The following is a 12,672-nucleotide window of genomic DNA, read 5'->3' on the forward strand; positions in this document are numbered from 1 at the left end:
TATGTCCCGGCACTCCGCTCTGAAATCGTCAGCACGCCTGATGCTGACCGCTGTAATGGCGGCGCTGCTTGGTGGTTGCGGATTCCAGTTGCGGGGTGCGCCACCGGTTTCTTCGGCCCTCGAGCCTCTTGCCGTGGATTGCTCCTCACAGGTGCCCGACACGCTGTGCCGTTCCTTGCGTGAACAGCTGAACCTGGGCAATGTCCGTATGGCGCCATTGGCGGAGGCCGACTACATTCTGCGGCTGAAGAACTTCGAGCGTGACCGTCGCGCAAGTGCCATCACCGCCCAGGCCGCAGCCGCGGAATACACGCTGCGTCACTCTGTTGATCTTGAAGTAATCAGCGCGGATCGGATTCCCATGGTGGGCACGACACGCCTGACCACTAGCGAGAGTTACCGCTACGACGAAACCAACGTGCTGGCAAGACAGCGGGAAGAAGAGACCCTCCGCCAGCAAATGGACGATCGTCTTGCGCAGCAGGTGATATTCCGGCTGGCACCATTGACCCCGCAGCGCATCGACGCCATCCGGGCGAATTACCAGCGTGAACAGGAAGCCGACGCCCCAGCCACAGGCCAGCCATGAAGACCAATCCAGGCCAGTTATCCCAGCTGCTGAAAAAGGGCCTTTCGCCCGTCTATCTTATATCCGGGGACGAACCCCTGCTGGTTCAGGAGTGTTGTGACCAGGTTCGCAAGGCCGCAAAAGACGCCGGTTTTCATGACCGCCTGACCTTTCACGCTGACCACCAACTGGACTGGAACGCCGTTGGTGAGGAATTCAGTGCCATGTCCCTGTTCGCGGAAAAACGGCGCATCGAGATTCACTTGCCAACCGGCAAGCTGGGCGACGGCCGCGCGGTACTGGAACGAGTCCTGGCCGACCCTCCCGACGATATCATCCTCGTGCTCATCAGTGCCCGTCTGGACGCGGCGGAAACACGCCGCAAATGGTACAAGGAGCTCCAGGGAAAGGGCGTGCACGTACCGGTGTGGCCCGTCGATGCCGACAAGTTTCAGGGTTGGCTACAGCAGAGGGCCAGCAACCGCGGCCTCAGCCTGACCCGGGGTGCCCTGGCCATCATGAGCGAACGCCTCGAGGGCAATCTGCTCGCCGCGAGCCAGGAGCTCGACAGACTGTCACTGCTCGCAAACGGCAATACCATTGATGAGGAAACCGTTGAACAGGCGGTCCAGGACAGTTCCCGATTCAATGGCTTTGAACTCGTGACCGAGCTGATCAGTGGCCGCGCGCCCCACGCCGGCAAGATGATCACTGTGCTTCAGCAAGAGGGAGAAAACCCGCTCGGTTTGCTATCGGTCCTCAGCCGGGATCTGAACCTGCTTCTCGAGTTGAAATCTGCGACCGGCCAGTCGGAAAATCCCGCCGCATTCCTGAAAAAACGGGGCGTATTCCAGCCGCAACGTGCCCGTGCAATGGAACAGGCCGCTCGCCGGCTGAACCGGAACCAACTGAATGAGGCGATCACCCTGTGCAGCCAGATCGACCGCGCGGCGAAAGGCTTCGATTCCCTCTCCCCCTGGCACTATTTGCGGGATATGTCTGCCCTGCTCGCCGGCCGTTCCTGATCTGAATCAAACTCAGCCTTCGTTGTGCCCTGTTGGCCCTGCCGGCCCCTTGACAGTTTTTTACGATCGGGCGCATTGTAAGCACACCAACAATCCAAGGAGGTGCTTGACATGAGTCTTCAAGAAGAACTCAAGAAGCTGTCGGAAAAAGTGAAACAATACCGGGATGAGGCGCGCGTCCAGATGCATCTGGCCCGTGAAGACGTTAAAGACGAATGGGAGGATCTCGAACAGGATTGGGATCGTTTCAGAAGCAAGATCGATGAAGTTCTGCACGATGCAGAGAACGCGTCCCAGGAAGCTCGTCAGACCGCATCAAAACTTGGCGAAGACCTGAAAACCGGTTACCAGAACATCCGCAACAAACTGAAGTAATACTGTTAACCCGTTAACATTACGCCACAAATTTCTAGCCTGGAGGCTCCGTGGTTTGGAGCCTCTGTGCCATACTTCACAGTATCCGTGAACAAAGCGTCATAGTTTTGACCCGCTTGATCAGATCCTGACCAGTGAGGCCCGAATTGACAGGGTGCTTGAACACACTGCGAGGTATAAAAGGCGTATGAAACGATTCTTACTGATACCCACAGCACTTGGCCTATTGCTCACCACTACCCTCGTGATTGGCCAGAATACCCGGTTCAGTGATCCAAAAACCGTTGTTTCCGATCACTTCTGGGGCGACCTTTATGCCAGTGGCGGCAATTCCTTCTTCTGCAACACCGCCTTTACAAGCAAAGGATTCGTTCTGACGGACGGTTATGTCTATCCACTGGCCGATGTCCGCAGCGCACTCGACTGCGGCACCTCGCGTCAATGCGAACAGGATAACCGATACCGTCAGATCGCGTCCGACATGCACAACATGGTACCGGTACGCAGCCGCACGGAGATGGGCCGGCGAAACGCTCGTTACGAGGACCTGGGCTCGTCAGTAAGCGAAGACGAATGCGGCATTCGCCAGAGCGCCCAGTTCTTTGAGCCCCCGGGGCGGGTAAAGGGAGATGTGGCGCGCACGGTGGCCTACATGGTGGACACCTATGATTTGCCCTGGCTTGGCTCCTCAGCGGTGTTCAAGGGCTGGAACAGGCAGGACCCGCCGGATGATAGCGAGCTGACCCGTCATGGCCGCATTGTCGAAATCCAGGGTAATGACAATCCCTTTATTACCAATCCGGAAAGAATGGAACGACTCTGAGAGTCCGGGAAACTCGCCCTGCTGACCAGTTAACCATAAAAAAACAGGCCCGAGGGCCTGTTTTTTTATGCCTGAGTCTTGCTGGCTAATCAGAACTCTTCAGCCGTCAGCGCCATCATGGAGTCGCTGCCGCTGCGAATACCTTCAGCCAGTGAAACGGTCTTGGGCAACAGGCGGTCAAAGTAGAAGCGCGCGGTCTTCAGTTTACCGCTGTAGAATCCAGAGGTATCTGAATCCGCCTGTGGCGCAGCCGCTTTGACGATTTTCGCCCACATATAACCCAGAGCGGTCAGGCCAAACAGATCCAGATAGTCCACAGACGCTGCGCCAATGGCATTCGGGTTATCGCCAGCCTGTTTGATCACGTGCTCGGTAACGTCATCAAGACGCTCAACCGCAGCAGCAAGCGGCTCAAGGAACGGGCGCAAATGCTCGTTACCACTGTTCTCCTCCAGGAAGTTTGCGACGTCCTGTGCAAACAGCTCGTAAAGCTTGCCCTGGGTGCCGACCACTTTCCGGCCCATCAGATCCAGTGCCTGGATACCATTGGTTCCTTCGTAGATCTGGGTAATGCGACAGTCACGAACCAGTTGCTCCTGCCCCCACTCGCGGATGAAACCATGACCACCAAAGACCTGCTGACCCATGATGCAGGTATCAAGGCCGCGATCGGTGAGAAATGCCTTGGCCACCGGTGTCAGCAACGCCACCATACCTTCGGCGTGTTTGCGACGCTCATCATCCTCGGCAAACTTGGCGATATCCAGCCACTGGGCCACGTAGGTTGAGAAAGTACGACCGCCCTCCACATAGCCTTTCATCGTGAGCAGCATGCGCCGGACATCCGGGTGCACGAGGATTGGGTCTGCCGCCTTCTCAGGCTGTTGGGCACCGGTCGGTGCACGGCTCTGGATACGATCAAGGGCGTATTCCCGAGCGCTTTGCAGAGAGGCTTCGGCCGCGCCGATCCCCTGGATACCAACGCCCAGGCGCTCGTAGTTCATCATGGTGAACATCGCCGCCAGACCCTTGTTTTCTTCGCCGACCAGCCAGCCTTTGGCGCCATCGAAGTTCATTACGCAGGTCGCAGAACCCTTGATGCCCATTTTCTTCTCGAGGGAACCACAACTGAAGCTGTTGCGCTCACCCAGGGAACCATCGTCATTCACCAGGAACTTGGGTACCAGGAACATGGAAATGCCCTTTGGACCTTTCGGCGCATCCGGCAGTTTGGCCAGCACCAGGTGGATGATGTTCTCCGCCATGTCGTGCTCGCCCCAGGTGATAAAGATCTTGGTACCTGTAACGTTGAAGGAGCCGTCATCGTTCGGTTCCGCCTTGGTGCGGATGATCCCGAGGTCTGTGCCGGCGTGGGGCTCGGTCAGATCCATGGCGCCGGACCAGACACCGGAATACATGTTGGGCAGGTACTTTTCTTTCAGCTCATCACTGCCGTGGGCGTCCAGCGCGAGGCAGGCGCCGGCCGTAAGCATGGGGGCCAAGCCAAATGCCATGTTGGCGCCCTGCATCATTTCCTCGAACTGCGCGACGAGGGTCTTGGGCATGCCCATGCCGCCAAAGTCCGGGTTGCCGCCAAGACCGTTCCAGCCGCCTTCAACGATGGTCTGGTACGCTTCCTTGAAGCCGTCCGGAGACGTCACCTCACCGTCGTTCCATTTGCAGCCCTGCTCGTCACCCTCGCGGTTCAGGGGCGCAAGTACACCACTGCTGATCTTGCCGGCTTCTTCAAGAATGGCGTCCGCCGTTTCCGGGTCCACATGCTCGGCAACCTTGGGCAGTGAGGCCCACAGTGCGGGGGCATCGAAAACCTCATTCAGAACAAAGCGCATGTCACGTAGGGGTGCCTGATAATCAGCCATCTAAAACTCTCCAAAAATTCTGTCAGTCTGTTCAGGTGGCAAAAGGGCCTCAGTCTGGGCCAGTCACACCTGCTCGGGCTATGTGTCCGCTGAAGATTATTTTTATGGGCGCCTATTCTACCCTAAAAGCGGACCGCAACTCATGAAAAAAGCCCGCCTCCGGGGAGCGCGGGCTTTCTGTCCTCTGGAACCGTCCTTCGGTGCCCGCGCCTTAGATGGCGAAGGCTTCCTCCGGCATGTCCATCAGGCTGTCAGCGCCAGCCAGCATGCTTTCTGCGTGGCCCTTGGCCCGGGGCAGCATACGCTTGAAGTAGAAGCGCGCAGTCTGGATCTTGGCGTTGTAGAACATCTCTTCAGTGGTACCCTCAACCATCTTGTCCAGGGCAACCTTGGCCATACGGGCCCACAGGTAGGCAAACACTGCGTAACCGGAGTACATCAGGTAGTCCACAGAGGCCGCGCCCACTTCCTCACGGTTCTTCATGGCAGACATACCAATTTTGGTGGTCAGCTCGCCCCATTCCTTGTTCATCGCCGCCAGCGGCTCGATGAATTCCTTCAGCTGCTCCTCTTCCGCGTTTTCCTTGCAGAACAGATGCACCTGCTTGGTGAAGCCTTTCAGGGATTCGCCCTGGGTCATCAGAACCTTGCGGCCCAACAGATCCAGCGCCTGAATACCGGTGGTGCCTTCATAGATCATGCCGATACGGGCGTCACGAACGTTCTGCTCCATGCCCCACTCGGAGATAAAGCCGTGACCACCAAAGACCTGCATACCCAGGTTCGCTGCCTCGTAACCGATTTCGGTCAGGAACGCCTTGGCGATCGGTGTCAGGAAGCCCAGCGCCTCATCGGCTGCCTTGCGCTCTTCTTCGGTTTTGCCGCTGTGAACAACGTCTGCCTGCTGTGCCGTCAGGTAAATCAGGGCACGGGCGCCTTCGGCAACCGCTTTCTGTGTCAGCAGCATGCGACGAACGTCCGGGTGAACAATGATCGGATCAGCAATGCCTTCAGGGTTCTTGGGACCGCTCAGTGAACGCATGGCCAGACGCTCTTTGGCGTAGGCGAGTGAACCCTGGAAGCCCAGCTCGGCGGCACCCAGCCCCTGGATCGCAGTACCGATACGGGCGGTGTTCATGAAGGTGAACATGCAGTTCAGGCCCTTGTTCTCCGGCCCGATCAGCCAGCCCTTGGCGCCGTCGAAGTTCATCACGCAAGTGGCGTTGCCGTGGATACCCATCTTGTGCTCGATGGAACCACAGGAAACGGCGTTGCGATCACCAGCAGAGCCATCTTCGTTCGGCAGACACTTGGGCACGATAAACAGGGAGATGCCCTTGGTGCCTTCCGGTGCGCCCGGCAGACGCGCAAGAACGATATGGACGATGTTCTCGGCCATGTCGTGCTCACCCGCAGAGATAAAGATCTTGGTACCGGTGATGGCGTAGGTGCCATCAGCATTCGGCTCGGCCTTGGTGCGCAGGGTGCCGAGATCGGAACCGCAGTGCGGCTCGGTCAGACACATGGTGCCGGTCCACTCGCCGCTGATCAGCTTGGTGAGGTAAGTCTGTTTCTGCTCTTCGGTACCATGCTCTTCAATGGTGTTGGTTGCACCGTGGCTCAGGCCCGGGTACATGCCAAAGGACCAGTTGGCGGTGCCCACCATTTCACTCATGACCAGACCGAGAGAGTGCGGCAGTCCCTGGCCACCGTAGTTGGGATCGGCGGTCATGGACGGCCAGCCGCCTTCCACATACTGCTGGTAAGCTTCTTTGAAGCCAGTCGGTGTCTTCACACCGTCCTCGCTCCAGGTACAGCCTTCCTTGTCACCCACCTGGTTCAGCGGAGACAGAACCTGCTCACAGAACTTGGCACCTTCCCCGATAATGGCATCCACCATATCCGGAGTAGCGTCTTCGGCACCTTCCAGGTTGGCGTAGTGCTGCTCGCTGTTCAGCAGCTCGGTCATTACGAATTTGATGTCACGCAGGGGCGCTTTGTACTCAGGCATGGAATCCACCTCGGTTCTCGGGCTCAGCTGAATCAGGTTTGACAGCTTCTGGCCTTGGGTTTGCTCAGACACCGCAACGCAATGCGCTGCAGCCTTAATTAAACACTTGTTTGAAACATACGTTTACAGGCACAGAATTGTCAATAGCCGGATGCAAAATTTGTGTTGCGAACTGTCACCGGATCACGCGCCACAGCAGCGCATGGGGCCGGATCGCACCTTAAGTGCCGGATATCTATGAAAGGACCTGGATGTTGGAAATTAACCGGTCAGGCAGACACCGGTTGGAAAGAGGAAACTCGGTTTTCGTCACCGTTCTGATCAGACTCTCCCATGGCGGAGACCTCCCGATAAGCATCGCTCGCGGTTCTTGACGAAGCGCCCGTTTCGGCGGCCAGCTCCGACTGGGCCTGGAGCATGATCTGCATCGCCTGGGCAGCCACCGCTCGATCCTGGCCGGAAGGCTCCGCCGGCGCCATGGCCGCCGCCCGGACAATTCGCATTTTCTCGATAGTGGCCTGGGGATCACCCTGCACCGGAGACAGATCAATGGAGACTTCACCTCCCACCGCATACTGGGCGCCGTCCGGCCCCCGCTGGTAGGTGAACGACATGGCGCCGGCGTGCTGGCCGCCAACCGCCTGGTGCGCGGCTTCGTGGGCACGAACTTCACGATCCCGCGCTTTCAGCTCGGTCAGTTGTTTCAGCTCTTGCTCTGTGAGTCCCTGAGGATTGTCGGATTCCCCGCTCCGGGGCCCGGAGTCGGGATTTTCCCGCGCAGATTCGGCTTTGCCTGCAGCCTCAGTAGATCTGGCTCCGGCGGTCGGCGCCTCCGGCTTTGCCGATACTGGGCCCGTGGCCTGGACTCGCGGAGAAACCTGGCCCTGAAACGAGGCCGCTGGGATAGTTGGGGAAACAGGGGGGAGAGATGAAAGCACGAGCCAGGCGCCCTTTCAGTAATCAGGCCATGATATCAAGCAGCGTTCCGAGTGTTTCGTCAGCGGTTTTTACCACTTGTGCGGACGCTTCGACACTTCGCTCATAAATCTTGAGATCAACAATGGGTTCAACGAGGCTGCCCGCGCCTTCCGCGGTCCCCTGGGGACCATCAGTACCACCACGAGCAATCTTGCGGGCGGCATTTTCCATACCGACCATGCCATCCTGGATGCCCTGAATCCCAACTGCGAGAGTGTTACTGATCATAACTGCGCTGCCCGATGACCATAAATTGACTTCATTAAGCCACAAACCTGGTCAATTTTCAAACAGCCCATCGATATTCAGATAACCAGCCAGCATTTCAGGCCGCGCCTGCTCCAGCCACGGAAGAATACCCAGACAGGGCGCTCCCATGTGGTTAACCAGATAGTTCAGGGTGTCCTGTTCGCAACTCATGGGCTCAGGCTCGGTGCGATTGGCAACCCAACCTGCCACTCTGAGACCGTCACTTCTGATGGCCTCTGCCGTAAGAAGCGCATGATTAATACAGCCAAGGCGCAGTGAAACCACGAGAATGACCGGCATGGACAGCTGGCGCGGAAACTCTGAATAGGTTTCCCGATCGTTGAGCGGGACCCGCCAGCCGCCGGCACCCTCAACCAGCAGAAGGTCCGCCGGACGAATCTGCAATCCGCGGCAGAATCCAACCAGACGATCAGACGTAATGTGTCGCCCAGCCTGTTCAGCCGCAACATGCGGTGCAATGGCAGGCTCTAGCGCCACCGGGTTGATCAACTCGTAGGCCAGCGGCTCAGTAATGGCGTTCTGCAGAATAAGGGCATCTTCGTTGCGAAGGCCTTCCGGCGTCCGATCGCAACCCGAGGCGATGGGCTTCATCGCCAGGGTGTGCTTACCCATCGCCTTGGCCGCCTGAAGAATGGCTGCGGTTACCAGGGTTTTCCCAACCCCGGTGTCGGTGCCCGTTACGAAAAAGGATTGCTTGGCCATGTGTATTTCCAGTTAACGACTCTTACGGTTTCTGCCAGTACACCCAGGCAGCCTCATAGCTTGCCATGATAGTGCCGTCCGGCTCTTTGGGGTACTGCCTGCACATTTCCCGCATCCGCCCCGGTGCCGTGGCCGCTCGTCGCCGGCCAGCGCCGCGGAAGCCCGCGCCAAGATGGCGAAGCTCACCCGCCAGGGCCATCGGCGATTCGTAGGGTAAGCTGATAGTGCGCTCTTCAACAACGGCATCCGGTAATTCGGCACGCACCTTGGCCTGCAAGGCAAGGTCAGTCTCGAAGCGATTTACGTGCTGATGGCCAGGATCCGCCGCCTGCCAGGCCGATTTCAACTCACGGAGCGTACCGTCAAGGAGTGTGGAGACCATCAGATCCCCACCTGGCCGCAGGATCCGCCGGCATTCCCGAAGCACGGCGCCGGGGTCATCACACCACTGAATCATGAGATTGCTGAAAATCACATCGACACTGCTATCCGGCAAAGGCAGGTGTTCGGCATCGCCCACGATCCAGCTTATTCCCGCAGGCCCATTCTTGCGAGCCTGTTCCAACATTCCAGGCGACAGATCAACCCCACTCAACGATTCAATCTGCCCGAAATCCGCAAACTTTCGGGTAAACCAACCCGTGCCACACCCCAGGTCCAGCAATGTTAGATCATGATCCTGACTTTCCCGGAACTCGAACTTCTGCAGCATGGTATTGCCCATGAAGCGCTGCAGTCTTGAGGCACTTTCATAGGTGCCACTGGCAATGCCAAAGCCCCGGGCAATATCAGACTTGCGAGTATCGGAAATGCCCCGGGCTATCTGGTTGGTCGAGATGCTCATAACGCCCATGACAACGCCTTTTGAGTGGCAAAAAACGCCTGTATCGCCTCCCAGCAATCCGAAGCCGAGCAGCCGCCCGGCCAGTGCGCCATACCCGGTACGACCGCATGACCGCTTGACGTCGGAATAGCGAGATCACCCGCCCACGACCTGACCACAATATCGTTCTCACCCATCACATGAAGGGCCGGTGTGGCGAGTGAACGCCATAACGCCCTCTGGTCCTCGCTTTCCAGCCAGGCAAGACTCGTGACGAGGTGTTCATGCGAGACCAGAGTGCCTTTCTCAAGCCACGGCTTGAGCCTCTGCCGCTCCTGTTTTTCGTCCGCAGAACCGTTGATCATCAACAACAGAAAATGCAGCCAGTAGCGCTGTGGGTCCCGGCGGACACCACGGGCAAACGCCCGAAAGTCGCTTTCCGCCATACCATTGAGCCAGCGTTCGTCGGCCACAAACTTCGGAAAACCACCGAGGGTAATAACACAGGACACTGCACCGGTCTCACGCCCGGCGGCCTCCATCACAACCTGACTGCCCAGGGACCAGCCCATCCAAACTGACGGCTCCGGATAAAGTGACAACAGCTCGTCCGTCACCTCCGAGAGCGACTGGCAGCGGCTCAGCAGCTCATCGTCCAGAGACACGGCAACCACCTCCCCCGGCCAATAGCCATAGAGCCCAGATAACATCTCTGCACGAACGCCCCAGCCAGCAACCACCACCAGACGCGGACAGACCCTGCAGGAACTCATACCGCCATGTCCGTTTCTTGAACCAGATGCCGGCAGTCTGACAGCGCGGTCAACAGACAATCCAGGTTCGCCTGGGAATGAGCGGCACTGAATGTAACCCGCAATCGCGCCTCCCCCGCGGGAACCGTCGGCGGGCGAATGGCCGAGACCAGCAAGCCGCGCTCCTCCAATGCCTGACTGAGCGCCAGCGCGTCGTGATTGTCGCCAACCATGATCGGCTGGATCGGAGTACGTGAAGGCATCAATTCATACCCCATGGCCGAGGCTTCCCGACGAAACCGCGAAACCAGACCCAATACATGCTCGCGGCGCCCCTGATCCCGCTCAATAAGATCCAGACTCGAAATGGTTGCCATGGCAAGAGCCGGCGGCATCGCCGTCGTATAGATATAGGTTCTGGCCTTCTGAACCAGATAATCCATCAGCAGCGATGGCCCGGCCACGAATGCGCCACTGGTTCCGACCCCCTTGCCCAGGGTGCCGATCAACACAGGGACATCCTCTTCGGACAACCCCGCTTCAGCGACGCTGCCACGCCCTTCAGGTCCGAGTACGCCAATTCCATGAGCATCATCAACCACCAGTAACGCATCGTGGAACCGGCAGACCCGGGCCAGCTCCGCCAGGGGCGCAATATCGCCGTCCATGCTGAAGACCCCGTCGGTCACCACCAACTTGTGCCCGGAAGTCTCCGCCAGCATCGCCTCCAGCGCCGCGACATCGCCATGAGCGTAACGGCGAACCCGGGCCCGGCTCAGGATACAGCCGTCGATGATCGACGCATGATTCAGGCGATCCGAAAAAATCGTATCGCCCCGCCCGGCCAGCGCCGAAATAACCCCCATGTTGGCCATGTAGCCGGTGGAGAAAAACAGCGCCGAACTGCGCCCGGTAAATTCCGCCAGACGAAGCTCCAGTTGGTGATGGGCATCATGGTGACCACAAATCAAATGGGAAGCCGCGCCCCCAAGACCTGTCTCGGGAAGCGCATCACGCAGGGCCTCAATATTGGCAGGGTTATTGGCAAGACCCAGGTAATCGTTGCTGCAGAACGACAATAAAGGTTTGCCGTCAGCAATCAGAAAAGGCCGCTGCGGACCCGCCACATGCCGACGTGTCCGGTACAGACCGGCCTGTTTCCGCTCTTCGAGTTCAAAGGCAAAGTCCCGCACGATAGCACCTGGAGGTTAACTCAACGGCCCGGGCAACGAGCGGGTAAGGCTCCCCGGGATTGTAGAGGGCCAAGGATGGCCCGAAACAAGCGCACATGGATGTGCTTGTAGCGGATCCCGGGGAGCCTTACCCGCTCGTTGCTTCCCCAGGGTCAAAGGTTCAGGCAGATTCCCGTGTCGCGTCATAGAACATGTGTCGGGTCGCCTCATACTCCACGGCCTCGGCAATCGCCTCTTCTTCCTGCTCCTCCGACGCACACTGCTCCCGCTGCTCTGGGCGAATACCGAGGCGTTTGAACAACAGCATATCGGCATCGGCCTCCGGATTGGCGGTGGTCAGGAGCTTCTCGCCGTAGAAGATCGAGTTGGCACCAGCCATGAAACACAGAGCCTGCATCTGCTCATTCATGTTTTCACGCCCAGCTGACAGGCGAACGTGGGAAGCCGGCATCAAGATCCGCGCCACCGCAATAATCCGGATGAACTCGAACGGATCCAGGTCCTCGACGTCCTCCAGAGGCGTGCCTTTCACCTTCACCAGCATATTCACAGGCACACTTTCCGGATGATGGGGCAGGTTCGCGAGCTGAACCAGCAGTCCGACCCGGTCATCCTCGTCTTCGCCCATACCCATAATGCCACCGCAACAAACCTTCATTCCGGCCTTGCGAACATTGTCGAGAGTGTCCAGTCGATCCTGGTAGGTTCGAGTGGTGATGATGTGGCTGTAGTACTTCTCAGAGGTATCCAGGTTATGGTTGTAGTAATCCAACCCGGCATCGGCCAGTTCTGCCGCCTGCTCCTCTTTGAGCATGCCAAGGGTCATGCAGGTCTCAAGCCCCAGGGACTTGACCTGTTTGACCATGTCCAGAACATAAGGCATATCCTTCTTCGAAGGGCTGCGCCAGGCGGCGCCCATGCAAAACCGGGAAGCCCCCTTTTCTTTCGCAGCCCTGGCCTCAGCCACCACCTTTTCAATTTCCAGCAGCTTCTCTTTCTCGAGGCCGGTGTTGTAATGACCGCTCTGGGGACAGTATTTGCAATCCTCCGGGCAGGCGCCGGTCTTGATCGACAGCAAGGTGCTTACTTGCACCTCGTTAGGATCAAAATACTGGCGATGCACACTCTGGGCACGGAACAGTAGATCGTTAAAAGGGAGTTCGAAAAGCTCGCGAGCTTCCTGCAGTGTCCAGTCGTGGCGGAGTTCTGTAGCGGTCATGTAAAAGTCCTGTTAACCTTTCCCGGTCTCTGGGTTTACGGATGAATCAGATG

The 12,672-nt window shown here is 58.2% G+C and carries 13 protein-coding genes; 4 read left to right on the forward strand and 9 right to left on the reverse strand.

Features of this window, described 5'->3' with window-relative positions:
* Position 1 precedes the first annotated feature (1 nt).
* The 4 genes from lptE to EDB94_RS04275 all read left to right on the forward strand — a co-directional run bounded on the left by lptE (position 2) and on the right by EDB94_RS04275 (position 2,791).
* Complete coding sequence (gene lptE, locus EDB94_RS04260) at positions 2-589, forward strand: LPS assembly lipoprotein LptE (protein WP_041645369.1); 588 nt, start codon at positions 2-4, stop codon at positions 587-589.
* Entirely contained in the window at positions 586-1,593 is a 1,008-nt protein-coding gene (gene holA / locus EDB94_RS04265) for a DNA polymerase III subunit delta (RefSeq protein WP_108017549.1), read from the forward strand. The genes lptE and holA overlap by 4 nt, the downstream gene beginning before the upstream one ends.
* Positions 1,594-1,704: 111 nt before the next feature.
* Positions 1,705-1,968 carry a hypothetical protein gene (locus EDB94_RS04270; RefSeq protein ID WP_008170101.1) on the forward strand — a complete coding sequence of 88 codons (264 nt, stop codon included), beginning with the start codon at positions 1,705-1,707 and terminating at the stop codon, positions 1,966-1,968.
* A gap of 187 nt (positions 1,969-2,155) precedes the next feature.
* Entirely contained in the window at positions 2,156-2,791 is a 636-nt protein-coding gene (locus EDB94_RS04275; RefSeq protein ID WP_108017550.1) for an endonuclease, read from the forward strand.
* Positions 2,792-2,880: 89 nt separating this feature from the next.
* Here EDB94_RS04275 and EDB94_RS04280 read toward each other — a convergent pair whose 3' ends face one another.
* The 9 genes from EDB94_RS04280 to bioB form a co-directional block, all read right to left on the reverse strand.
* Entirely contained in the window at positions 2,881-4,671 is a 1,791-nt protein-coding gene (locus tag EDB94_RS04280; protein ID WP_108017551.1) for an acyl-CoA dehydrogenase C-terminal domain-containing protein, read from the reverse strand.
* A 211-nt stretch (positions 4,672-4,882) separates the two neighbouring features.
* Positions 4,883-6,682: an acyl-CoA dehydrogenase C-terminal domain-containing protein gene (locus EDB94_RS04285; protein WP_108017933.1), complete on the reverse strand. Its 1,800-nt coding sequence runs from the start codon at positions 6,680-6,682 to the stop codon at positions 4,883-4,885.
* 269 nt (positions 6,683-6,951) lie between these two features.
* Positions 6,952-7,620: a putative metalloprotease CJM1_0395 family protein gene (locus EDB94_RS04290; RefSeq protein ID WP_108017552.1), complete on the reverse strand. Its 669-nt coding sequence runs from the start codon at positions 7,618-7,620 to the stop codon at positions 6,952-6,954.
* Between the two features lie 22 nt (positions 7,621-7,642).
* On the reverse strand, positions 7,643-7,888 hold the full coding sequence (locus tag EDB94_RS04295; protein ID WP_014577776.1) for a flagellar basal body rod C-terminal domain-containing protein: 246 nt from the start codon (positions 7,886-7,888) through the stop codon (positions 7,643-7,645).
* 51 nt (positions 7,889-7,939) lie between these two features.
* The gene (gene bioD, locus EDB94_RS04300) at positions 7,940-8,632 is read right to left on the reverse strand and encodes a dethiobiotin synthase (RefSeq protein ID WP_108017553.1); all 693 of its coding nucleotides are present in this window, start codon (positions 8,630-8,632) and stop codon (positions 7,940-7,942) included.
* 22 nt (positions 8,633-8,654) lie between these two features.
* The gene (gene bioC / locus EDB94_RS04305) at positions 8,655-9,485 is read right to left on the reverse strand and encodes a malonyl-ACP O-methyltransferase BioC (protein ID WP_311316504.1); all 831 of its coding nucleotides are present in this window, start codon (positions 9,483-9,485) and stop codon (positions 8,655-8,657) included.
* A complete protein-coding gene (locus EDB94_RS04310; protein ID WP_108017554.1) occupies positions 9,473-10,228 on the reverse strand; it encodes an alpha/beta fold hydrolase in 756 nt (251 codons plus the stop codon). Before EDB94_RS04310 ends, bioC begins: the two co-directional genes overlap by 13 nt.
* Positions 10,225-11,400 carry an 8-amino-7-oxononanoate synthase gene (gene bioF, locus EDB94_RS04315; protein ID WP_108017555.1) on the reverse strand — a complete coding sequence of 392 codons (1,176 nt, stop codon included), beginning with the start codon at positions 11,398-11,400 and terminating at the stop codon, positions 10,225-10,227. The genes EDB94_RS04310 and bioF overlap by 4 nt, the downstream gene beginning before the upstream one ends.
* Before the next feature lie 160 nt (positions 11,401-11,560).
* Positions 11,561-12,619, reverse strand: coding sequence for a biotin synthase BioB (gene bioB / locus EDB94_RS04320; RefSeq protein WP_008170083.1), 1,059 nt, complete (start codon positions 12,617-12,619; stop codon positions 11,561-11,563).
* Positions 12,620-12,672 lie beyond the last annotated feature (53 nt).

Origin of the sequence: Marinobacter sp. 3-2 (assembly GCF_003751355.1) — a bacterium.
In the GTDB taxonomy this organism is placed as follows: Bacteria; Pseudomonadota; Gammaproteobacteria; order Pseudomonadales; family Oleiphilaceae; genus Marinobacter; species Marinobacter adhaerens.

Bases quoted from the DNA above. Each gene is read 5' to 3' on its own strand.
- EDB94_RS04270 (WP_008170101.1), top strand. From the start codon at position 1,705: ATGAGTCTTCAAGAAGAACTCAAGAAGCTGTCGGAAAAAGTGAAACAA.
- EDB94_RS04285 (WP_108017933.1), bottom strand. From the start codon at position 6,682: ATGCCTGAGTACAAAGCGCCCCTGCGTGACATCAAATTCGTAATGACC.
- EDB94_RS04310 (WP_108017554.1), bottom strand. From the start codon at position 10,228: ATGAGTTCCTGCAGGGTCTGTCCGCGTCTGGTGGTGGTTGCTGGCTGG.
- bioD (WP_108017553.1), bottom strand. From the start codon at position 8,632: ATGGCCAAGCAATCCTTTTTCGTAACGGGCACCGACACCGGGGTTGGG.
- EDB94_RS04275 (WP_108017550.1), top strand. From the start codon at position 2,156: ATGAAACGATTCTTACTGATACCCACAGCACTTGGCCTATTGCTCACC.
- EDB94_RS04280 (WP_108017551.1), bottom strand. From the start codon at position 4,671: ATGGCTGATTATCAGGCACCCCTACGTGACATGCGCTTTGTTCTGAAT.
- lptE (WP_041645369.1), top strand. From the start codon at position 2: ATGTCCCGGCACTCCGCTCTGAAATCGTCAGCACGCCTGATGCTGACC.
- EDB94_RS04295 (WP_014577776.1), bottom strand. From the start codon at position 7,888: ATGATCAGTAACACTCTCGCAGTTGGGATTCAGGGCATCCAGGATGGC.
- bioC (WP_311316504.1), bottom strand. From the start codon at position 9,485: ATGGGCGTTATGAGCATCTCGACCAACCAGATAGCCCGGGGCATTTCC.
- bioB (WP_008170083.1), bottom strand. From the start codon at position 12,619: ATGACCGCTACAGAACTCCGCCACGACTGGACACTGCAGGAAGCTCGC.
- holA (WP_108017549.1), top strand. From the start codon at position 586: ATGAAGACCAATCCAGGCCAGTTATCCCAGCTGCTGAAAAAGGGCCTT.